Source organism: Priestia megaterium (assembly GCF_023824195.1).
Classification (GTDB): domain Bacteria; phylum Bacillota; class Bacilli; order Bacillales; family Bacillaceae_H; genus Priestia; species Priestia megaterium_D.
The window spans coordinates 3,734,000-3,754,971 of record NZ_CP085442.1; the positions used below are offsets into that span (position 1 = coordinate 3,734,000).

Consider the following 20,972-nt stretch of genomic DNA (forward strand, 5'->3'; position numbering starts at 1 on the left):
TGAAAACACGGATGTCTTCTTTTACACATTTTAATGACCAAGGCCGGGCCAATATGGTCGATATTAGCGAAAAATCTATCACTCGCCGCGTTGCAACAGCTCGTTCAAGTATACTTGTCAACAAAGAAATTCACGAAGCCATTGTAGAACATAAAATCGGAAAAGGCGACGTCCTTGCTGTCGCACAAGTAGCGGGAATCATGGCGGCAAAACGCACGTCTGACATTATTCCGATGTGTCACCCTCTTTTATTAAAAGGCGTAAACCTTTCATTTGACTGGGATACAAGCAATAACCAGTACCGTTTATTAATAGAAGCAACTGTTAAAACCGAAGGCTCAACGGGTGTTGAAATGGAAGCTTTAACCGCCGCTTCTGCCTGTGCATTAACCGTTTACGATATGTGCAAAGCCATTGATAAAGGAATGATTATCGGCGAAACGTATTTACTTGAAAAATCAGGCGGTAAAAACGGTGACTACAAACGCACGGAAGCGTAGTAAAGGAGGTACACAATGAGCGTACACGAACATAAATCTAAAGCAACGCAGCCCGTTCGCTGCAAAGTCATTACGGTATCAGACACACGCACAAAAGAAACCGATAAAAGCGGCGCGCTGATGATCCAACTTCTGAAAGAACACGACATGCAGGTCGCTTCCTATGAAATTGTAAAAGACGACCAAACGTCGATTCAACAAGCGATACTTGCCGGATGCAGTGATGAGGGCATTGACGTTGTTCTCACAAACGGCGGGACTGGCATCACAAAACGAGACGTCACGATTGAAGCCGTTCAAGCGCTGATTCATAAAGAAATCGTTGGGTTTGGCGAGCTGTTTCGCATGCTGAGCTACACCGAAGACATTGGCAGCGCAGCGATTATGAGCCGGGCAATTGCCGGGACAATTAACGAAAAAGCCGTTTTTTCTACACCGGGATCAAGCGGTGCTGTTCGTCTAGCTATGACCAAGCTGATTTTGCCTGAACTTCGCCACGCTGTGTGGGAATTAAACCGCCAGCGCTGACAAAATGCCTATGCATACGCATAGGCATTTTCATTAATCATAGTCTTTATGTACCCACTCATCTTCTGGAATGCCTAAATCTTCTCCAGAAAAACGCTCTTCTTTAAACGGATCTCCTCTAAGATGAAAGCCGTTTTGCTCCCAAAAGCCAGGATGATTTTCATCAATGGCTTCAAAGCCTCGAAGCCATTTGACACTTTTCCAAAAGTACAAATGAGGCACAATCAATCGCAGCGGATATCCATGCTTAGGTGTAAGCGGCTCTCCGTTAAAGGAATGAGCGAGAAGAATATCGTCTCTCAGTAAATCTTTCACTTCAATGTTTGACGTATAGTCATTATCTCCGTGCAGCATGATGTATTTACTTTTTAACTCCACGCCAACTGCTTTTAAAAAGTCTGTAAATAGCACGCCCGTAAATTCATTATCAAGTCTTGTCCATCTCGTTACGCAGTGAATATCGCATTTCACCGTCGTTTGCGGCATGTCCAATATATCTTGATAGGAAAGCGTCACTTCCCTGTCTACCAATCCAAACACCCGAAGCGTCCACTCTTCTAAGTTATACTTCGGCACGTCGCCTTCATGTAAAATCGGAAAGCGCTCTGTCACTACTTGCCCCGGAGGCACTCGTCCTTCATACTTTGGGTCAATTTCCGGTGTTTTCATTCGTTTAATACGGTCTGCTTTGTTCATAGGTACCACCTCTTTATTTTTTTATCAGCGTGCACTTTGCTGACTTGTTTGATTCGTTTCGACTCCTTTATCTCGTAAGAAAAACATCGCTGCTAATGTCAGCACGTAAGGGACCATCATCGTAAACTCGGTCGGTATTGAAAAACCTTGTAGCCGTGTACTCACAGCATCCATTAAGCCGAAAAGTATACTTGACGCTAAAATACCGAGCGGATGAGACTGACCGAGCATCATCGCAACAAGTGCAATAAATCCACGTCCTGAAGTCATACCTTCTGAGAACATCGTGACTTGTCCTAATGAAAGCTGTGCTCCTGCAATCCCACACAGGATTCCGCATGCTGCAATCGCAAACAGCTGATATCTTATTGCTTTTAAACCAAGGGTACTTGCTGCTACTTTATTGTAGCCTACTGCTAAAAGACGGAAACCGAAAATCGTTCGATAAAAGAAGATATAAAAAGCAATAGCTGCTAAAAAAGCAAAATAGACAAGCGGCGACTGTCCGGAAATAATGTCGCCGATTACAGGTATGTCTTTGATCAAAGGAATATCCCATGTGCCTATCCCCTGCATATTTTTATCGTAATAGGCACCTTTTGTATGAAAAATAGTCCGGAGTAAAAATGTCGTTAAGCCCAGCGCTAAAAAATTGATGGACACCCCAACAACAATTTCATTCGCTTTAAACACCACGACCATCATTCCAAAAAGCAAAGCAAAAAGTAAACTTGCTCCAGCAGCAATCACGATAGCAAAAAAGACATTATGAGTATAATAGTTGCCGGCAATCCCGCTAAAAGCCCCAATCAAAATCAGACCTTCTAGTCCTACATTAAATATGCCCACACGCGCGCAAAGCATTCCGCCCAGCGCCGCTAATAAAATAGGCGCAACCATTCGTAACGTTGCATTTAACAGTGACCAATCAAGCAGCTCCACGAATATCAGCTCCTTTCTTTTTTGCTTTCCACCACTGCTTTGTGAATTTTGCTGAGATAAATAGAATGAGTACAGCTTGCATAATACTCGCAATTTCTAACGGAATTTCTGTATTACGCTCTAGCCCCATCGCTCCTGTTTGCAAAGCGGCAAGTAAAAGAGACGTAAAAACAATTCCAATTGGATTCGAGTTGGCTAACAGGGCTGCCATCACTCCAGTCCACGCATATCCGGGAACGGTGAGCGCACCGTCTACAAAACGGTACTGTGAACCAAGCACTTCAAACCCTCCGGCTAATCCAGCCAAGCTCCCGCTAATAAACATACTGAACAGCATGACTTTTACTTGATGAATACCACCATACGCCCCGAACAACGGATTTTTTCCGGATGCGTTCACTTCGTACCCAAACACAGAGTAGCGAAGCACGGTCCACAGCAGAAGCGCACCGATTAGGGCAATGATAAATCCGATATGAAGAGGCATTCCTTGAAACACTTTTCCAAGCCACGCCGATTGCTCAATCATAGGCGTTTGCGCGAGAGCTGCTGAACCTGTTTTGTCTTGAAAAGGATGACCTGCTAAATAGCTTGCAAATAAAACAGCGATATAATTTAATAAAAGTGTCGAAATGACGAGCTGAATTTTAAACGCGGCTTCCATCCAGCCTGCTAAAACAGAAAGCAAACCTCCTGCCACAACAGCAGCTGCAATAGCCGCTATAAGCTTGACTATCCCTGGAGCTGGTAGGTAATAAGCGACAATTGCTGCGCTAATCGCTCCAACGACCATCTGTCCTTCTCCCCCTAAATTAAACACACCTGCTCTAAAAGCAAACCCGACACCTAACGCAATTAAAAGAATAGGCGTAGCGCGAGCCAGCGTAGTGGTGAAGAAATAAAAATTACCAAACGCTCCATTCCAGAGCTCTGTATATGTTTGGAAAACCGAACCACCTGTTAAGGAGATAATAATGCCTCCTATTGCTAAGCCGAAAATGACCGCAATAACCGGCTGGATTAATGATTTAAGAAGTTTCTGCAACTGTATCACCTTCTACCGTTCCTCCTGCCATTAATATGCTTAGTTTCTCTTCCGTTGCTTCTTCCCTTGTAAGCTCTCCGACAATACTGCCTTCGTACATAACTAAAATTCGATCTGATAGTGAGATAATCTCCGACAGTTCCGAAGACACAAGTAAAATAGCGGAGCCATTATTCCGTTTTTGAATCAAGGCATCATGAATACGTTCCATTGCCCCAATATCCACTCCTCGCGTTGGTTCAGCAGCAAGTAGAAAAGAAGTGTTTTGCCCAAGCTCTCTGGCAACAATCAATTTTTGCAGATTTCCCCCTGACAGTTCTCCAGCTTTTTGCTTAGATGAAGTGGCTTTAATCGAAAATTCATTTATCCATTCCTCCACGCTCGACTTGAATATCTTTCTTTTAAGCCAGCCCATCTTCGAGTAAGAAGCTTTATACTGATAGCCCATCAGTGCATTTTCTTCGATCGTATCGTCCTTAGAGGCTCCCCACATATAGCGGTCTTCTGGAATATGAGCGATTCCTGCCTCTCTTCTTTCACGCACAGATCGCCCTGTAAGATCTTCATCTCCAAGTTTGATACTCCCGCTGTCTGTTTCTACTAATCCAGCAATTGCTTGAAGCAGCTCCGATTGTCCATTTCCCGAAACGCCTGCAATACCGACAATTTCACCTGTAGAAACGTGAAGAGACACATTTTGCAATACGTTTTTTTGTCCTTTTCCTTTTAAAAAGAGATTTTGTACGTTTAAATGAGAGGTACCTTGTGATGGCATTCTTGCAGGACGCTCTTTTAATTCTCGCCCTACCATCAGCCTGGCTAAGTGGTGAGCATTGGTATCTTCTTTACTTATGACGCCGGCTACTTTACCATTTCGAAGAACCGTAATGCGGTCCGCTACTTCCATCACTTCTTGCAGCTTATGTGTAATAATAATGATACTTTTACCTTGAGAAGCTAAAAAACGGATTGTTTTTAATAGTTCCTTCACTTCATGAGGAGTAAGAACGGCGGTAGGCTCGTCTAAAATAATAATTTCTGCTCCTTGATACAGCACTTTTAAAATTTCAATTTTTTGCTGTTCTCCAATTGAGCAATGTTTTACTTTCTTATGAACATCTACTGAAATTTGATAGGTTTGGGTTAATTGCTGTACATCTGCTTTCGCCTGCCTTCTATTAAAAAAGAGGCCTTTCTTTGGCTCATGCCCCAAGACAATGTTTTCAGCCACTGTAAAATGAGGAAAAACCATAAAATGCTGATGCACCATGCCTATTCCATTTTTGATCGCATCTGCAGGAGATGAAAACGAGACGGTTTTCCCATGTAGCTGAATACTTCCTGAACTCGGCTTTTCCATTCCGTAAAGTATCCTCATCAATGTCGTTTTCCCAGCGCCATTTTCTCCAACCAGCGCGTGGACCTCGCCTTTTTTCAGTTTAAAGGACACGTTATCATTTGCTAAAAATGAACCGTATTTTTTCGTCAAATTCGTTAACTGCAGCAGCTCACTCATTCCATTCATTGCTCCTTTCCCCATTAGGATTTTTTCAAAAATAAGAAAGAGAAGCCAGCCTTACTCGACTTCTCTTTTCAACTCACTTTGCTAACGGATCTTTTACCACTGTTTTTCCATCAATAATCGAATCTTTAATTTCTTTTAATTGATCAATTACATCTTGCCCTACAAAGTCATTAAGAGGCGTCTTGCTGTCTTGAGTCACATACGTTAACCCAACACCTTTTTCTTTTAAGCCGTATGTCACTACGCCCGATTTAAATTTGTCATTTGCAAGTGCTTCTACCGTTTCATAAGCAGCCGCATCAGATCCTTTCAACTGCGATAAAACGATATGCTCAGGATCTACTTCCGTACGGTCAATATCTTGGCCTGCCGTATAAAAACCTTTTTCTTTTGCTGCTTCAAATACACCCAAGTCGCCTACCGCTGAAGCTCCGGCGATAAAGTCAGCTCCTTTTGAAGCCTGTAAAATAGCAAGTTCTTTTGCCTTAGCTGGGTCAGAGAAGCTTCCAACATAGTTTACTAGAAACTCTGCTTTTGGATTTGTTGATTGTATTCCTTCTTTAAAACTTACCGTCCATTTTTTTAATAATGGAATATCATCAGCTGCAACCATTCCTACTTTATTCGTTTTTGTAACCAATCCTGCCGCTGCTCCTAATAAATATGAAGCTTCTTGTTCACGGAATACAACGCTTCTTACATTTGGTAAATCGACCACTGTATCAATAATCGCAAATTGACGCTGCGGGTTTTCTTGAGCTACTTTTTTCAACGCATCTTCGGATTCAAAAGAAGATGTAATAATCAAGTCATAGTTTTCTGCTACGGCAGCACGCAAATTACTTTCAATGGCTGCTTGGTCCGTAGATTCAATTGTCTTTACATCAATGTTATACTTCTTCCCAGCGCGTTTTGCTCCATCATCCATTTGTTGAAAAAACGGGTTAACTCCAATCTTTTCAGGTAAAACAAGAGCAATTCGCTTCTTTCCTTTCTCTTCGCTTCCACTGCTTTTTGTGCTTTTTGACTGACAGCCAGTTACGAGTAGTACAAGCGCAACTGCTAAAATAAGAAACCTCTTCATTTAACTTACTCCCCCTATAATATAAAAAAAGCTCTTCCTTTATATAAAGGAAGAGCTCGTTAACCAAACGTCTCTTCCTCATCTTCAAGAACATACTGTTCTTAAGGATTTGGCACCATTCTGTCATAGACAGCGGTTGCCGGGTTTCACAGGGCCAGTCCCTCCACCTCTCTTGATAAGGAAAACAATAGCTATTTGTTTTATGTAATATAGTCAATATTAATAGTTTTTTAACAATTGTCAATATTATTTTTCTTTTTCGCATAAAAAACTTTAAAAACAGATAGGATTATAGGGTTTTATTCTACTAAAATACAATCTAAGGCCTTTACCCTTCTCCATCAATCATCGTATATTTCCTAGCAAAACGTTTATAGTAAATTGCTGATTTTCTTATTAATAAAAGAATGTTTATTTGTAGCAGATTACTTTTATTACACCTCTTCAGTTAATGGGCTATGGATTGAAATCACTTTACCAAGAATGTTGGAATGGTAGTTATTTTTATTACTAGTATTGTAGTAACAGGTATAACAAGAGCGAAACTAAGATAAGATAAAGAAAACACCACCTTTTATTAGTAAAGCGGTGTTTTCTTTTGGCTGCTTTAGTATATAGTAATCTCGGTTAATATCTAATGCTTTATAATGAATTATGATCCTCCCTATATTACGTTTTTTTACATAATAAAGGAATATAAACCAATCTTTCCACCTATGATAAATGAATCGTTTTTTGCTTTTCACTTTAGCTGACGTTTACATTCTGCAAGGCATGTTAAAGTATATATAACAGTTACTAACTCAACTAAGACTCCTTGACTATTCCCACAAGGGTTTAGGGTTTACCTATGCGAATGCTACCTACCCCGCAAGGGGGGTGGCAGACGCTTAGGTCTAGCACCCCGGACCCACCTGCTCTTTAGGTGGGTCCGGGGTGCTAAATCGATGTATATAAATAAAAGGAGGAAAAAATCATGAAAATGAAACAGCGACTATCAAAAGCAGCAGCTGCTGCAACGATTACAGGAATTGCTGCGTTTGGATTTGCTCCTGTCGCTCAGTTTGATACACCAGCACACGCAGCTACATCTCAAGAAGCAAGCAGTCAAAGTCAAACAGCTGTAAAAAATATCAACGAAATTTATAACGCCGCAGTAAAAGGTGAAGTGCCGCGATTAACAGCAGACTTTAAAATTGGCAAAACCCTGCGTCAAGACGTTCGCGATCAGTTCGGTCCGCCGCCTGAAGGTTCATCAAATAGCTTTGACTACTATCACGCGGAAATGGGCCATCCTGGGTATGCATTTGGCTATGACCAAAATAACGTCATCAACGAAATTCGCTATTTTGGTACGAATGTAGAGCGTCAAACAAACTTAGGGTCCATCACGCAAGCTAACTTAAAGAAAGAATTAGGTCAGCCGAACTTTACAAGTAAGGTAAAAGGTGACGGTACGACTCAAACGAAGTACACGTATCATGCCGGCGCCTATGATCTTGAATTTATTTTTGATGATAGCAAAACATTAAATCACGTAAACTTAGTTACGAAACCTTAATTCATAGAAAAAGTAGCAGACAGCCTGCTACTTTTTTTCATGAAATAAAACTAATGCTGAATCAGCTACGTGTTCATAGCCAATCTCCATATAAATCTTGTTAGACGTAGGGTTTGTCATGTCTGTGTATAGGCTTGTTGTTTGAAAACCGCTGTCTAGCATGAGCTGAGAAAGCGTGGACACACAGCTTGAGGCATAGCCTTTTTTACGTTCTTCACGAGGCGTGTACACATAGTTAATCGTGACATTATGTACCGTTGGACGCGCGGCATTTGCCATGGATACGTACTTGCCATTCACTTCCCATAAAAATAACCGTCCTGCTTTAATAAAAGCTTCTCCTGTTTTGACAGCTTGTTCTTTCGATATAGGCTCCCAAATGATATACATAAACTCTCGAACCCACTCCGTTACGAGCGAAAGGTGCTCCACCCTTGCTTTTACCAGCATTCCTTCAGCATCCGCAGCTTTTTTTACTTTGTCTAACCGGTAAATGCGCTGATCCATTTTCAAAGAAGCTTCTTGATTCTTTAAATCTGCTAGTTTTTGAGAAAGATATAAAACTGTTTGTCTTTCTCCAACTAAGCCGGGTACTTCAGTTTCTTGTAATAGCTCCGCTGCTTCGCTTAGTTCACGCTCCGTTAGCTGCTGTATTTGAGACAGGATGATTTGCTGAGGATGCGTTTGCAGTAAAACAAGCACAGCACGATTATTTTTTAAAATAACACCCATAAAATTTGGTTTGCTGTTTTCATTTAAGCTGTATAAAATGCCAAGCGCTAAGTTATGAAGAATTTCATTCTTTGATAAAAGCGGCTCTACTTGATTTTTAAACTCCTGCACTTCTCTGTATCTATGTAGCTGTATCATTTTCTTTCTACCTCCGCAAATGCTCTTACCGGAAACGTTCCGGCTCCTTTTATTTTAGGAGGCACGGCGTAAAATAAAAAGGACTCCGTTAGTTGATCTAAGTGACATAAGTGTTCAGCAATCACAATATCCGATCCTAACAGCAGCGTATGAGCTGGTCTTGCTTTTCCTTTTGTATCGTCAATGTTCATCGAATCAATTCCAACAAGAGCGGGCTGTTGAGACACTAAATAAGCTGCTGCGCTTTCCGTTAAGTATGGATGATTTTCTAAATAATCGTCTGTATTCCAGTAGCGATCCCATCCCGTATGAATTAATACCGCTTTCCCTTTTACGTCTACATGTTGAAAATGAGATTCATCAATAGCCGTTAAAGTCGGGTCAACCGAAACAACTATTCCTTCTAACCCGGCTGTTTTATCAATAGCCGTTTGAGCTAAATCAGTTCCGTCTTTGTATCGGTGAAACGGCACGTCAATATACGTACCGGTATTCGTGATCATTTCAATTTTACCGATTTGAAATTCAGTCCCTGGTTCATAAAGCTTCTTAGACGCTTCTCGGCTCAAGTAATCACAAATGATTGGTGCCGGCAAGCCTTTGTGTGTGATAACTCCGTCTTCAATAACGTGACTTAAATCAATATACGTTCTTTTTTTCATACTCCCACCCACTTTTTCAATATTCAGTAAAAATAGTCTAACATAAAAAAGCTCTTTCTAGTTTCCTAGAAAGAGCTTTTTTTAGAGAGCGTTATTAACTTGATAAACACACATCGTACGCATGCTTTGTATAAACAAAACCTTCGAAAATTAGGCGGGCTGTACGCACTACTTTGATTCCGTTAACCTGTCCATTCTTTAAATCCACGCTGGTTTCCATAATTCCCATTGGATGAGCAAGTCGAACGGTATCGCCTTTTACCTTAACCATTTCCGACACCAGCGTGCCTTTTGTATAGATAGCCGCCGTTGTACAAATTGCTCCTGTAATCGCAAGCGTTTGATGCGGTTTTTGCATTGACATCATGCGAATTAATACGTCCATTTGAGAAGCATTTTTCTCTCTTCCGGTCCCGTCGCAGTGGTTCCTAGGAGGCGCAATAATCGTCATTTTCGGAACGGCTGGTGATAGTTTTGTTGCTTTGTCTCGAGGTGCGAGCCCCGCTTTTTCCGCTGCAATGGAACGAATTTCTTCAAATATCTGGAGCTGTTTTTCCGTGTATTCATGCGGAAGTTCTGTTCCCTTTAGGCCAATATCCGCTGCTTCAACAAATACAAGCGGATTTCCTACGTCAACAATCGATGCTTTTACTGTCCCGATGGATGTTTGCAGGAGGTCAATTGTATTTCCCGTTGGAAGCAGCTTTCCAGTAACGGCTCCTTCTCCGTTTTCAAACGAAAGATAAATAGGTGAACCCGTACCTGGCACTCCAGGAATCATACACGATCCTTCTGTTTTCACTTTTCCGTTTTCTACTTCTACTTCCGCTACGATTACTTTTTTGGTATTCGTATTATAAATCCGCACTTTGGTCACCGGTTCCACAGGTTGTACAAGTCCTTGTTCAATGGCATAAGGCCCCACCGCTGAAGAGATATTGCCGCAGTTTCCTTTAAAATCAACGAGGGATTCGCTGATGCTGACCTGCGCAAACGTGTAATCTACGTCAGCTTTCTCTAAATCTGATTTTTTTATAATCGCAATTTTACTCGTCAGCGAATTGGCTCCGCCTAACCCGTCAATTTGACGTTGATCCGGACTTCCCATTATATCTAGCAAAAACGGTTCCCAATCAGATTTGTTCACAGGCATTTCTTCATGATTGATAAAAACCCCTTTACTCGTTCCACCTCTCATAACCGTTACAGGAATGCGCGTCATATTAATCACCTTTCTCCCCTACTAACAAACGCCGAGGCGTTCATCAAACCATTTTATTTTTTTACTATTTAGAACCGGTTCATTTGCCATTTATCGTATAATAGAGGTGGTCATAAGTAAAATACATAAAATTTATTGTCTTTTTAAAAATTTTTTTATAATCTACATACAAGGGGGAATTGGGATGGATCAAAAAGATTGGATATTAATTAAAACGCTTCACGAAGAAAAGAACATTACGCGAACGGCTGAAAGGCTCTACGTATCGCAGCCTTCTTTAAGCTACCGCCTTAAAAATCTTGAAGAAGAATTTGGCGTGACGCTGTTTTTTAAAACGAAAAAAGGAATTGAATTTACATCTGAAGGTGAGCACCTCGTTCGCTATGCGGAAAATATGTGGAAGCAGCTGCAAGAAACAAAAGACAGCATGCGAAATATGAGCGAAACCGTTACGGGAACACTTCGCTTAGGGGTATCGAGTAACTTTGCACAGCATAAGCTTCCTAAAATTTTAAAACAGTTTTCTCTTCACTATCCAAACGTGCAGTTCAGTGTGAATACGGGCTGGAGTACGCAAGTTATGAATCTATTAGACTCTTCGCGTGTTCACGTTGGTATTTTACGAGGCAATTACCCGTGGAACGGAGAAAAATCACTGCTGACGAAAGAGCGACTTTGCTTAATTTCGAAAAAAGAAATTGCGATCGATGACTTGCCGAACCTGCCTTATATTAATTATAAAACTGATACGTCGCTAAAAGATCTCATTCAAGACTGGTGGCATGACAAGTTTTCAGAGCCTCCGTTTGTGGCGATGGAAGTTGACCGGCAAGAAACGGCCAAAGAAATGGTTAAAAATGATTTAGGCTTTGCGATTTTACCTGAAATTTGCCTTCACTCCAGCGACAATTTATATACATACGGACTTTCATACCGAGATGAATCACCTTTGCTTCGAAACACCTGGCTCATGTATGATCCTTCTTACTTGAATCTATCGGTCGTGAAAGCATTTATTGACTTTTTAAAGCTAAGTGAAAAATAAAGCAAAAGCTAAAAAGTTTGCGTCTTGGGAGAGTCTCTCTTTTGGACCAAGCTTTTTTCTAGACTACCATTATAAAAATTTTTTATGAACTTTCTAAAAAAACCTATATTTCCTTTATTTTTCAAAATGTACTAACATGAAAACAAGAAACATCAGCGGGGGTAAAGAGCGGCTTTAAAAATTCTTAATAATCAAACTACTGCTCATACTTGGGGATGAGAGCTGTTAGGCACGTTTTTTTACTCTAAAAGAAAACGCTTTCAGAGAAAAGAGGGAAAATAAAGGAGGTTGTTTACATGCTAGCACTACTAGGTTTTACAATGATTATTGTCTTTACGTATCTGATTATGTCAAAAAGGATGTCTCCTATCGTAGCTTTAATGGTCATTCCACTTCTTTTTGCCGTGATTGGAGGGTTTGGCAAAGGCGTCGGAGACATGATGCTAGAAGGGTTAAAACAAGTAGCTCCGTCAGCTGCGATGCTGCTGTTCGCCATCTTATATTTCGGGGTTATGATTGATGCCGGACTGTTTGATCCATTAATTAAGCAGCTGTTAAAAATCGTAAAAGGCGATCCGCTTAAAATCGTCATCGGAACGGCTCTTCTATCGCTTTTAGTTGCACTAGACGGAGACGGTACAACCACTTATATGATTACGGTTTCTGCTCTTCTTCCACTTTATAAACGCCTGAATATGAGTCCGTTAGTGTTAACGACAGTTGCGATGCTTTCTCTTAGTATCATGAGCAGTATGACGCCTTGGGGAGGCCCAGCTACTCGTGCGATTGTCGCCCTTCACCTCGATGCATCAGAGTTCTTTATTCCACTTCTTCCAACGTTAATTGGCGGAGCTTTGTGGGTAATCTTTACAGGTTATATTCTTGGAAAAAAAGAGCGCAGACGACTTGGTGCTATTGACATCGAGCAGTTTGAATTAAAAAGCTCGCTTGCTTTTGCTGAAGACGCGTCCTTAACTTCTCAAGAAGATATTACACAGCCTAAAAAAATCTGGATTAACTTAGCTTTGACCATTGCATTAATGGTTGTATTAGTTTCTGGTATTTGGTCTGTTTCTGTTTTATTTATGATTGGCTTTGCGCTTGCTCTTATGATTAACTATCCAAAACTTGAGGATCAAAAAGAACGTTTAATGGCTCATGCAGGCAACGCACTAACCGTTGCAGCACTTGTTTTTGCAGCCGGTATTTTTACAGGAATACTATCCGGCACTAAAATGGTGGATGAAATGGCCAGTTTGTTAATTCATTTAGTTCCTGATTCACTCGGTTCCTTTTTACCGACGATTGTCGCTTTAACAAGCATGCCGTTTACATTTGTGATGAGTAACGACGCCTATTACTTCGGTGTTTTACCAATATTTGCTGAAACGGCTGCTTCTTACGGAATTGATCCGTTGGAAATTGCGCGAGCTTCAGTACTCGGACAACCTGTTCATCTGTTAAGTCCACTCGTTGCCTCTACCTTTTTACTTGTAGGTATGGTAGGTGTTGATCTTGGTGAACATCAGCGCTTTGCATTTAAATGGGCAGTTTTAACGTCTCTTGTTCTGATTGTCCTTGCTATTGTGACAGGCGCACTTACGCTATTTTAATAGTGAATAAAAGCTGTTATAGCTTTTTATTAATAAATGATAGACGGAGGTACTTCTTAAATGTATGTGATTACGTGTTATGTCAGAAAAGGTGAAATGAAAATGTACGAGTTTGACAGTAAGGAAGAAGCGCTTAGTCAGCTTAAAAAGCTGAAAGGCTGCAGTATTCTTTCAGAAGTTGTTTACTTTAATGATTCATCGGTTATTCCGATAGCTATTTAATTGTGCACTCAACCCTATAGGTACAAACTTGATAAGCTTCCTTTCGCTCAAAAGGAAGCTTCTTTTTTATATTTTTTGCACGCCCCAGCCCAGCGGATTAAAAAGCTGCTGCCAGCACCTTTACTCTCATGAGCGTTTTGTTAAGTCTGGTTCATTTTGTTTTCTTGCTTCAATCATATGAATAATTCGATTGGTATGTGGAGTTAGCACTGCGCACTTTTGATAGAAGGCTCCGTCTACAACAAGCAGCTCTTCATCCATCCCGCAAAACTTACAGCGCAGCTCTTGTGGTCCTGCGTAAGAGGTATGATAAACACTATCGTTAAAGATGGTATAAAAAGTATTTCGTTGCTGCGCATCGTAAAAGCCATATTCTTTATTACTGTCATCACGGTAATTAACTCCATAGTTCCGTTCAAATTCTTCTTGAGTAAATCCATCCTGCAAAAGTTCATTTTGTACTAGTTCCCTTAAACAATCCTCTATTTCCTCACCGTTAAATGAACAATCATGCACGTAAACTTCTGGTTCTTCGCTACTGTTCTCTTTTACCATCATTTCGCTGCCGCAAATCTTACAGGGGTGTTTAGGACGCTGTTGATCAAAATAAGAGAGAGTTCGGACCTTTTCAACTACTATTCCATCGTTAACCTTTTTAAATTTGATGATCACATTTTCCGTTTGACTGACGTTTTCGTTATATAACATCACTTCGTATTCATCTATATTCTTTCCGTTTTCTTGTCGACTACAATATTCAACTATTTCATATGAAGAAATAGCAAAAAACTCTTTAAAATTCACCACTAGCATGCATCCTTCCAAAAAAGTTTACGTTCTCTGTGTACCAAGCATGCTCTATACTACCATTTTTTCAAAGACTCGCACCACTAAACGAACTTCTTTTAGATTCGCATATCCTTTCTTTATCCGGCATACATAACACTAACCCTTTTATAAGGAGGATTTCATGAATACGTATGTAATGATCAGCATTGGCGTTGTTGCCAGCGCATTTTTATTTCGGAAATACCGCAAGCAAGTCGTTGAAATATATACAATCAGTGAATTTATTCACGCTAAAAACGGTGCAGTCGCTACAAGTTCCACGTGGCTTGGCAATTTTTTTAAAGAGACCTACGCTACCGGTCCACATTATGACAAAACAGAGAATGACGTTAGCGAGGATGGAGATGGAGACGGCGGCGAATAAATCAAACAAAAAAGAGACTGAGGCATAACTACATTAATCCAATCTAAAGACGAACAAATGGGATAAATGATCGAGTATGGAGGATCGCTTGGTATACCGCTAGAAGCAACGAAATAGATGAAACCTACGTTCACCCCACCAATAAAAAAATCCGAACGAAGTTGATTCTCCATCAAGAATCTTCACCGTTCGGATCTTCCTTCAACTAAAATACTTTTGTCCCAGCTTCTTTCGTATTAATCATCGCTTCCTAAAATACCGAAAAAGCGAAGCAAGTTGATGAATAGATTAATAAAATCTAAATACAAAGACAGTGCCAAAATCGGAACAAGCTCTTCTGTGATTTCACCGTGCTTCATTTTATTAAAATCATACAGCACATAAAGTGAGAAAACGATGGTACCAATCACTGAGAATGCCATGAGTCCAGGCGTTGTTAATGGACTAAACAGCGAGAAAATGCTGATACAGACCAGTGCTAACAGCGCTACTAATAAAAAGCTGCCTAAAAACCCTAAATCTTTTTTCGTTTTTGCGCCAATTACACCCATCACCGTAAAAATAACGAACGTGCTTCCAAACGCATAAAGAACGACCTGCGCTCCCGCTACTGACGCATAGTGGCTAACAATTGGAAAGAGCGTGATGCCTGATATAAATGAAAACGCATATGTAAAACCGTATCCTACGCTTTTTTTCTTTCTTAACATAAATGCCGCAACCAGCATCACAAGTTCAGCAATCGCTAACGGAATAAAATAAGCCGGCGGCACATATTGACCTACGTATAAGCCAACTGTTGAAATAAATAACGAAAAAATAAATGTTACTAATACTTTTTGAAACAGAGACCGCTGCTCTACTCCAATCACTTCTTGCATGTGTAAAACCTTCTTTCTAAAATCTGTTATATTTTATATAATACCTACCTTTTTAAGAAAAATAAAGATAATACTAAGGTCTTTTTTCTTATTTCTATAGAAAGCAAGCATAGACGCTGCCGTCTATGCTTAATTGTCATACCTTTATTTCGGCAAAAGAATACCGTCAATAATTCCGTACTCCTTTGCCTCTTCAGCACTCATAAAATAATCTCGTTCCGTATCGTTTGCCACTTTTTCAACCGGCTGTCCCGTTCGTGTTGATATGATTTCATTAATATGCTGCTTGAGCTTTAAAATTCGGCGAGCGCTAATTTCAATTTCAGTCGCTTGCCCTCTAGCCCCTCCTAGCGGCTGATGAATCATAATTTCGCTATTCGGCAGTGCATAGCGCTTTCCTTTTGTTCCTGCTAACAGAAGCAGTGCGCCAAAAGAAGCGGCCATGCCCGTGCAAATCGTTTGAACGTCCGGCTCGATGTACTGCATTGTATCATAAATCGCAAACCCTGCTGAAGTCGAACCTCCGGGGCTGTTAATGTAAAGTGAAATATCTTTTTTAGGATCATCTGCCGCAAGAAACAGCAGCTGCGCAACCACGCTGTTGGCAATATGATCATTGATTTCATCACCAATTAAAATAATTCGGTCTTTTAACAGCCTCGAATAAATATCATACGAACGTTCACCGCGGTTACTTTGTTCAATCACATATGGAATGGTGCTCATAGATATCCTCCTTATCACACGTAATATGGCTATGCAGCCATGCAGAGAGTGCACGTCGGAGTATACGCCGGTTTTTGGATGATGCTTTTTAAGGAAGGTAGAGCATGAATCAAAAGTGCTGGATCCTGCACTTCTAGCGTCTTATAAAAAAGCTCTGACAGCTCTTTTCGTTCTTTTTCATCCCAAAAAGAATCTGTGGAAAACGGTTCACTCCCTTTTTCTAACCGCTGCTTGGCACGATGCAAATTGCTTTTTACCGCTGTTTCTGACGTTTGTAAAATCGAAGCGATTTCTTTCAGCTGATAGCGGAATCCTTCTTTTAAGAAAAAGATAACCGCTTGCTTCGGCGTAAATTGACTAAGCAGCAGCTCGACCGAGTGTCCCTTACTATCAAACGTATGCTTTTCAGCTTGTTGTTCCAAAGCTTTTTCTTCGACTATTCCTTCACGCTTTCTTTTTCGCAGCAGGTCGATCCAGTGGTGATACGCTATTTTGTTTAACAGCGCGGAAGACAGTCTTTGCTCTTCACCTTTATATCGCTGAGCCTTTAAAAACGTTTCTTGGGCAATATCGTCTCCATCCCACACATTCTGCGCTAAAAAGCGGCAGTACTGCTGCAATTTTGGGTAATGCTCGTTCCAGCAGGCATCGTCAAAGCTTTCTGTTTGTATTTCGATTTTTTTTGAACGTGACATGATTTTCACTCCTTTTGCACTCTCTATTTAATAAACGATTAAAGGAAGTTCAAAAGATACGGGGGATCAAATTTTTTTACACATTATACGCTTAAGCAGCCATTTTTTTGTATTAATGAAGATACTTTTATCTGAGGAGTCTAAAATAATATGCGAAGAAGACGATTATATGGCAAGAAGAAAACGAACAAACTTCACTATAAAGACTTAACCTGTGAATACCCTCAGCCTGCTTTGCCTATGAGCTATACAAGTGAAGCTCCTTTTTACTATTATGACGCGTCAGACGACGAAAGACAAAACGACTTTGAACTATATTCAGAGATTTGTATCATGAATCAAGAACATTTTTTCATTAGAGGCTGTGTTGAAATTCCTGTTCTCAATGAAGAAAATCCTTTCATTTGGAACGTCTGGGTTTCTTTAAGTGAAGAAAATTTCCGCCGAATGATAGATTTATGGGAAAGTGACAAAAGAGAAAATGAACCGCCTTATTTCGGCTGGTTTTCAGTTTCAATTCCAGGCTATCCGGAAACGTTAAATTTAAAAACAAAAGTGCATACAAGATCTGTTGGAACACGGCCGCTCATTGAATTAGAGCCGACCGATCACCCTTTAGCCGTCGAGCAGCGGGAAGGGATAACTCTAGAGCGAATCAAATACATACAAAAACAATTGACTTCGTATTAAAAAAACAAGACAGCCCCAGACTGTCTTGTTTTTTACCTTTATGGCATGCGCTTTGCTCCGTAGTATTTAGGCGCCCAGTAGCTGTCTACTTTATAGTTTGTAATTTTCACGCCTTGGGATGTAGATACGTGAACGACGTAATCATTTCCAATATAGATAGATGGAATAAGCGAACTTCCTTCAAAAAAGACGAGATCTCCCGGCTTCAAGTCAGATTGTGAAATGGTTTCTCCTGCTTCCCACTGCTGACTCGCATAGCGCGGAATGTCTTTTCCAGCTGCTTCTTTGTAAATGTATTGAACAAAACCAGCCGTATCAAAGCCTGCAGAAGGACTTGTCCCCCCTTGTGCGTAAGGTACTTCTCCTACATATTTAAGAGATTCCGTCACAAATGGATTGTCTTTTGACAGCGCTAAGTCATCGTAGCGCCTTGCTCCTGCGTACTTAGATGTCCAGTAGCTGCTTGTCAGGTAATCCACCGTCACATTTTCGCTGCGCTTGGCATGAATAAACTGATTACCGCCTGCATAGATGCCGACGTGTGAAATCCCTTCACGATACGTGTCTTTAAAAAAGATAACGTCTCCTGGCTTTAAATCTGCGCGAGCAACTTCTTCTCCAACTTGCCACTGCTGATCGGTTGATCTCGGAAGATAGACGTCCGATGCGTGTTGAAATACATACGCAACAAATGCGGAACAGTCAAAACCGTCCGTTGGCGACTCGCCTCCAAATACATATGGTGTACCAAGATGTTTTAATGCTTCTGCAATCACTTCATTATCTTTTGCAATTTCCGGTGCTTCTGTAATGCGCTTTGCTTTGGCGAAATGTGATGACCAATACGCGCTGCTTGAAATGTTTTTCACAACGACTTTTCCGTCTGAAGAAGATGCATAAATCATCTCATCGTCTCCGATATAAATAGCGGCTACGTTCACTTCACCGTTTTCATTGGTGTCAAAAAACAATACATCGCCTGCTTGCAGCTCGTTTTTATCGACGTCTGTTCCAAGCTCTGACTGTTCTTTCACGGAACGAGGAAGCGTTGTATCGAGCGCTTGCTTAAACACATATTGAACGAAGCCAGAGCTGTCAAACCCTTCGCTTAGCGTCTCTCCTCCAGACGTATAATCCGCTCCTTCATACGTTTTTGCTTTGTCAGCAATCACGTTTTCATCTGTGGCAGCCTGTACTTGCACAGCTTTTTCTGCAGGAAAAGCGCCTTCATAAAAAGTGGCAAGACTAAGTCCTAACGCTGTGACCATAAGAGGTTTCATTACTTTCATGTTTGTTCTCCTTTGTTTTTTATTTCATCCAAGAAGTTTTATATGTAAATGGTTCTCCTGTTAAAGTATGGTGCAGATGGATAGGAATTGGCTAGTACCTTTTGACTTAAATATGCTTCCCTTCCAAAGTCCTGTAAAAAATCCATAAAAAAACTCGGCGCATATTACGCCGAGCTTTTTTATTTCATGCCTACCTGGATATTCGCTGCTTTTTGTTTTTGACGTAAATTTGCAATCCACTTATAGTAAAGTGTAATCAAGAGAACAAAAATCCCAAGCGCAAAGTACAGTTTTGAATACCCTAAAGCACCTGCTGCAATTCCTAATACAAATGAACCAACCGCAATACCGCTATCATAAAACGTAAAGAATGTGGCAGTTGCATATGCGCTTCGGTGAGCAGGCGCCGCTTGAATCGCAAGCGTTTGGAAGCTAGGAAGCAGCGTTCCGTAGCCTAGACCTACTAACGCACCTGAAAACAGCAGCATCCAAGAAGAATGTGTAAGGCTTAAGCTAAATAGACCAATCGCAAAGACAATACATGATGGAATAATCACAATGTTTGGGCCAGATTTATCAAATAATCTTCCTGTAAACGGTCGTGAAATCAGCATTGCAGCTGCGAACACGACAAAGAAAAAGCTTGCTGTTTTAATCAATCCAAGCGACTGTGCATACACAGAAATAAAAGAAATAATACTTGCATACGAAAAAGAAACGAGAATACCTACAGATGAAATCGGCATGGATTTCTTTTCAAACAAATCGCTCAGTGAAAATGATTTCTTTACTGACGGAGCAGCGTTTTCTTGAAGATTTTTGACCATCATTCCGCACAGCCAGCCAACGAGCATAATCACGCCAAATACAAGGAAAATAATGTTGTATGCCATGTATTGATGAAGCGTTAATGCTAAAAACGGCCCTGCAACAACGGCTAAGTTCATCGACATTCCAAAGTAGCCAAGTCCTTCTCCTCGTCGTTTAGCGGGAACTAAATCCGCCGCAATCGCTCCGGTGACGGTTGTCGCTAAGCTGAATGAAATTCCTTGAAAGAAGCGCAGTAATAACAGCACGTTAAAATGGTGGATGAACATATATAAGAAGGAAGAAAGCGCAAAAATGAGGGTACTAAATACAAGCGTTTTTTTCTTTCCAATGTTTTCAATGACTTTTCCTGAAAATGGTCTCACAATAATCGCTGATAATAAAAAGATTGTAACAACAAGCCCTGCCTGCGTACTCGTGCCGTCTAAGGCGTCTAATACATAAATCGGCAGCAGCGTCAACAGTGCATAAAACACGACAAAAATAAAAAAGTTGGTAATTGCAATGCTGATAAAGCTTTTAGTCCAGATTGGCTCCTGCTGGTTCGTCATTCATTTCACCCTTTTCTGTAGATTTACAAATTTTCTTTAATAATGAAATAAGCTGATCTTGTTCGTTGTCGGATAAAGCAATCAGCAAATTTTCTTCCAAACGTTGAATTTCTTGCTGAATTTCCGGAAGCTTTTTCTTCGCTTGAGGAGATAAATAAACGATGCGCTCTCGTTTATCACTGCCTGCTTTTCGAACGATCCATCCGCTTTTTTCAAGCCTTGTTAACGTGCGGGTAACCGTTGGCGCTTCGACATTTAAATACTGCCAAATCTCAGTTTGCGTCATCGAACCGAATCGCTTTAAACAAAATAAAATTGAATACTGTGAACTGTATAGCCCGTACACTTTTAACACTTCATTTACTTCTTTAATAGACAATCTCGACTTTTGATGAAGCTCATGAAACACCAAGTTATTCACTTTTCCCACCTCACCTTTCATTTTATTTACCTAGGTAACTAATTGTTCTTTTATTAGTATATGTGCTACTACTTAATGTGTAAAGGTAGCCAAAGAGAGCGAAAAACAGCTGTTTTCTCTCATTTTCGACTAATGATTTACGCTTTCACTTCTGTTTTCTTAT

The 20,972-nt window shown here is 40.6% G+C and carries 22 protein-coding genes and 1 riboswitch; of the genes, 7 read left to right on the top strand and 15 right to left on the bottom strand.

Annotation, left to right across the window (positions count from 1 at the left end; translation table 11 throughout):
- Window positions 1-11: 11 nt before the first annotated feature.
- Window positions 12-500 carry a cyclic pyranopterin monophosphate synthase MoaC gene (gene moaC / locus LIS78_RS19370; RefSeq protein ID WP_045293624.1) on the top strand — a complete coding sequence of 163 codons (489 nt, stop codon included), beginning with the start codon at window positions 12-14 and terminating at the stop codon, window positions 498-500.
- A gap of 15 nt (window positions 501-515) precedes the next feature.
- Window positions 516-1,028, top strand: coding sequence for a MogA/MoaB family molybdenum cofactor biosynthesis protein (locus LIS78_RS19375; protein WP_252284222.1), 513 nt, complete (start codon window positions 516-518; stop codon window positions 1,026-1,028).
- 33 nt (window positions 1,029-1,061) lie between these two features.
- On the opposite strand, the gene LIS78_RS19380 is transcribed toward LIS78_RS19375, so the two are convergent.
- The 5 genes from LIS78_RS19380 to LIS78_RS19400 all read right to left on the bottom strand — a co-directional run bounded on the left by LIS78_RS19380 (window position 1,062) and on the right by LIS78_RS19400 (window position 6,320).
- Entirely contained in the window at window positions 1,062-1,724 is a 663-nt protein-coding gene (locus LIS78_RS19380) for a sulfite oxidase-like oxidoreductase (protein ID WP_195782234.1), read from the bottom strand.
- Window positions 1,725-1,748: 24 nt separating this feature from the next.
- On the bottom strand, window positions 1,749-2,666 hold the full coding sequence (locus LIS78_RS19385; RefSeq protein WP_098326200.1) for an ABC transporter permease: 918 nt from the start codon (window positions 2,664-2,666) through the stop codon (window positions 1,749-1,751).
- Window positions 2,653-3,720 carry an ABC transporter permease gene (locus LIS78_RS19390; protein WP_252284223.1) on the bottom strand — a complete coding sequence of 356 codons (1,068 nt, stop codon included), beginning with the start codon at window positions 3,718-3,720 and terminating at the stop codon, window positions 2,653-2,655. The genes LIS78_RS19385 and LIS78_RS19390 overlap by 14 nt, the downstream gene beginning before the upstream one ends.
- Window positions 3,695-5,227, bottom strand: coding sequence for an ABC transporter ATP-binding protein (locus LIS78_RS19395; RefSeq protein WP_252285358.1), 1,533 nt, complete (start codon window positions 5,225-5,227; stop codon window positions 3,695-3,697). Before LIS78_RS19395 ends, LIS78_RS19390 begins: the two co-directional genes overlap by 26 nt.
- Window positions 5,228-5,309: 82 nt before the next feature.
- Window positions 5,310-6,320, bottom strand: coding sequence for a BMP family lipoprotein (locus tag LIS78_RS19400; RefSeq protein WP_252284224.1), 1,011 nt, complete (start codon window positions 6,318-6,320; stop codon window positions 5,310-5,312).
- A 75-nt stretch (window positions 6,321-6,395) separates the two neighbouring features.
- Window positions 6,396-6,502, bottom strand: a riboswitch (SAM riboswitch).
- Window positions 6,503-7,296: 794 nt separating this feature from the next.
- Here LIS78_RS19400 and LIS78_RS19405 point away from each other — a divergent pair.
- Window positions 7,297-7,881 (top strand): YjgB family protein, encoded by a 585-nt coding sequence (locus LIS78_RS19405; protein WP_252284225.1) that lies wholly within the window; start codon window positions 7,297-7,299, stop codon window positions 7,879-7,881.
- 27 nt (window positions 7,882-7,908) lie between these two features.
- On the opposite strand, the gene LIS78_RS19410 is transcribed toward LIS78_RS19405, so the two are convergent.
- From LIS78_RS19410 to LIS78_RS19420, 3 genes are all read right to left on the bottom strand, one after another.
- The gene (locus tag LIS78_RS19410; protein WP_252284226.1) at window positions 7,909-8,751 is read right to left on the bottom strand and encodes a GNAT family N-acetyltransferase; all 843 of its coding nucleotides are present in this window, start codon (window positions 8,749-8,751) and stop codon (window positions 7,909-7,911) included.
- A complete protein-coding gene (locus LIS78_RS19415; protein WP_252284227.1) occupies window positions 8,748-9,413 on the bottom strand; it encodes a cyclase family protein in 666 nt (221 codons plus the stop codon). The genes LIS78_RS19410 and LIS78_RS19415 overlap by 4 nt, the downstream gene beginning before the upstream one ends.
- Window positions 9,414-9,507: 94 nt before the next feature.
- A complete protein-coding gene (locus LIS78_RS19420; RefSeq protein WP_252285359.1) occupies window positions 9,508-10,635 on the bottom strand; it encodes a 2-methylaconitate cis-trans isomerase PrpF family protein in 1,128 nt (375 codons plus the stop codon).
- A 184-nt stretch (window positions 10,636-10,819) separates the two neighbouring features.
- Here LIS78_RS19420 and LIS78_RS19425 point away from each other — a divergent pair, with 184 nt between their 5' ends.
- On the top strand, window positions 10,820-11,680 hold the full coding sequence (locus tag LIS78_RS19425) for a LysR family transcriptional regulator (RefSeq protein ID WP_014458763.1): 861 nt from the start codon (window positions 10,820-10,822) through the stop codon (window positions 11,678-11,680).
- A gap of 296 nt (window positions 11,681-11,976) precedes the next feature.
- Window positions 11,977-13,293, top strand: a complete 1,317-nt coding sequence (locus LIS78_RS19430; protein WP_057242832.1) for a CitMHS family transporter — start codon at window positions 11,977-11,979, stop codon at window positions 13,291-13,293.
- A gap of 348 nt (window positions 13,294-13,641) precedes the next feature.
- Here LIS78_RS19430 and LIS78_RS19435 read toward each other — a convergent pair whose 3' ends face one another.
- Window positions 13,642-14,322 (bottom strand): hypothetical protein, encoded by a 681-nt coding sequence (locus tag LIS78_RS19435; RefSeq protein ID WP_252284228.1) that lies wholly within the window; start codon window positions 14,320-14,322, stop codon window positions 13,642-13,644.
- Window positions 14,323-14,485: 163 nt separating this feature from the next.
- On the opposite strand from LIS78_RS19435, the gene LIS78_RS19440 reads away from it, so the two are divergent.
- Window positions 14,486-14,728, top strand: coding sequence for a hypothetical protein (locus LIS78_RS19440; protein WP_195782222.1), 243 nt, complete (start codon window positions 14,486-14,488; stop codon window positions 14,726-14,728).
- A 236-nt stretch (window positions 14,729-14,964) separates the two neighbouring features.
- Here LIS78_RS19440 and LIS78_RS19445 read toward each other — a convergent pair whose 3' ends face one another.
- From LIS78_RS19445 to LIS78_RS19455, 3 genes are all read right to left on the bottom strand, one after another.
- Window positions 14,965-15,609 (bottom strand): Bax inhibitor-1/YccA family protein, encoded by a 645-nt coding sequence (locus LIS78_RS19445; RefSeq protein WP_013058492.1) that lies wholly within the window; start codon window positions 15,607-15,609, stop codon window positions 14,965-14,967.
- A gap of 144 nt (window positions 15,610-15,753) precedes the next feature.
- Complete coding sequence (gene clpP / locus LIS78_RS19450; protein ID WP_195782221.1) at window positions 15,754-16,335, bottom strand: ATP-dependent Clp endopeptidase proteolytic subunit ClpP; 582 nt, start codon at window positions 16,333-16,335, stop codon at window positions 15,754-15,756.
- 29 nt (window positions 16,336-16,364) lie between these two features.
- Window positions 16,365-17,030: a sigma-70 family RNA polymerase sigma factor gene (locus LIS78_RS19455; RefSeq protein ID WP_252284229.1), complete on the bottom strand. Its 666-nt coding sequence runs from the start codon at window positions 17,028-17,030 to the stop codon at window positions 16,365-16,367.
- A 150-nt stretch (window positions 17,031-17,180) separates the two neighbouring features.
- Between LIS78_RS19455 and LIS78_RS19460 the strand changes: the two genes are divergently transcribed.
- Window positions 17,181-17,720, top strand: a complete 540-nt coding sequence (locus LIS78_RS19460; protein ID WP_252284230.1) for a DUF2199 domain-containing protein — start codon at window positions 17,181-17,183, stop codon at window positions 17,718-17,720.
- 38 nt (window positions 17,721-17,758) lie between these two features.
- Here LIS78_RS19460 and LIS78_RS19465 read toward each other — a convergent pair whose 3' ends face one another.
- The 3 genes from LIS78_RS19465 to LIS78_RS19475 form a co-directional block, all read right to left on the bottom strand.
- Window positions 17,759-19,009, bottom strand: coding sequence for a C40 family peptidase (locus LIS78_RS19465; RefSeq protein ID WP_195782218.1), 1,251 nt, complete (start codon window positions 19,007-19,009; stop codon window positions 17,759-17,761).
- A 179-nt stretch (window positions 19,010-19,188) separates the two neighbouring features.
- Window positions 19,189-20,388: an MFS transporter gene (locus tag LIS78_RS19470; RefSeq protein ID WP_195782217.1), complete on the bottom strand. Its 1,200-nt coding sequence runs from the start codon at window positions 20,386-20,388 to the stop codon at window positions 19,189-19,191.
- Window positions 20,357-20,809: a MarR family winged helix-turn-helix transcriptional regulator gene (locus LIS78_RS19475; protein ID WP_252284231.1), complete on the bottom strand. Its 453-nt coding sequence runs from the start codon at window positions 20,807-20,809 to the stop codon at window positions 20,357-20,359. Before LIS78_RS19475 ends, LIS78_RS19470 begins: the two co-directional genes overlap by 32 nt.
- Window positions 20,810-20,972: the final 163 nt, after the last annotated feature.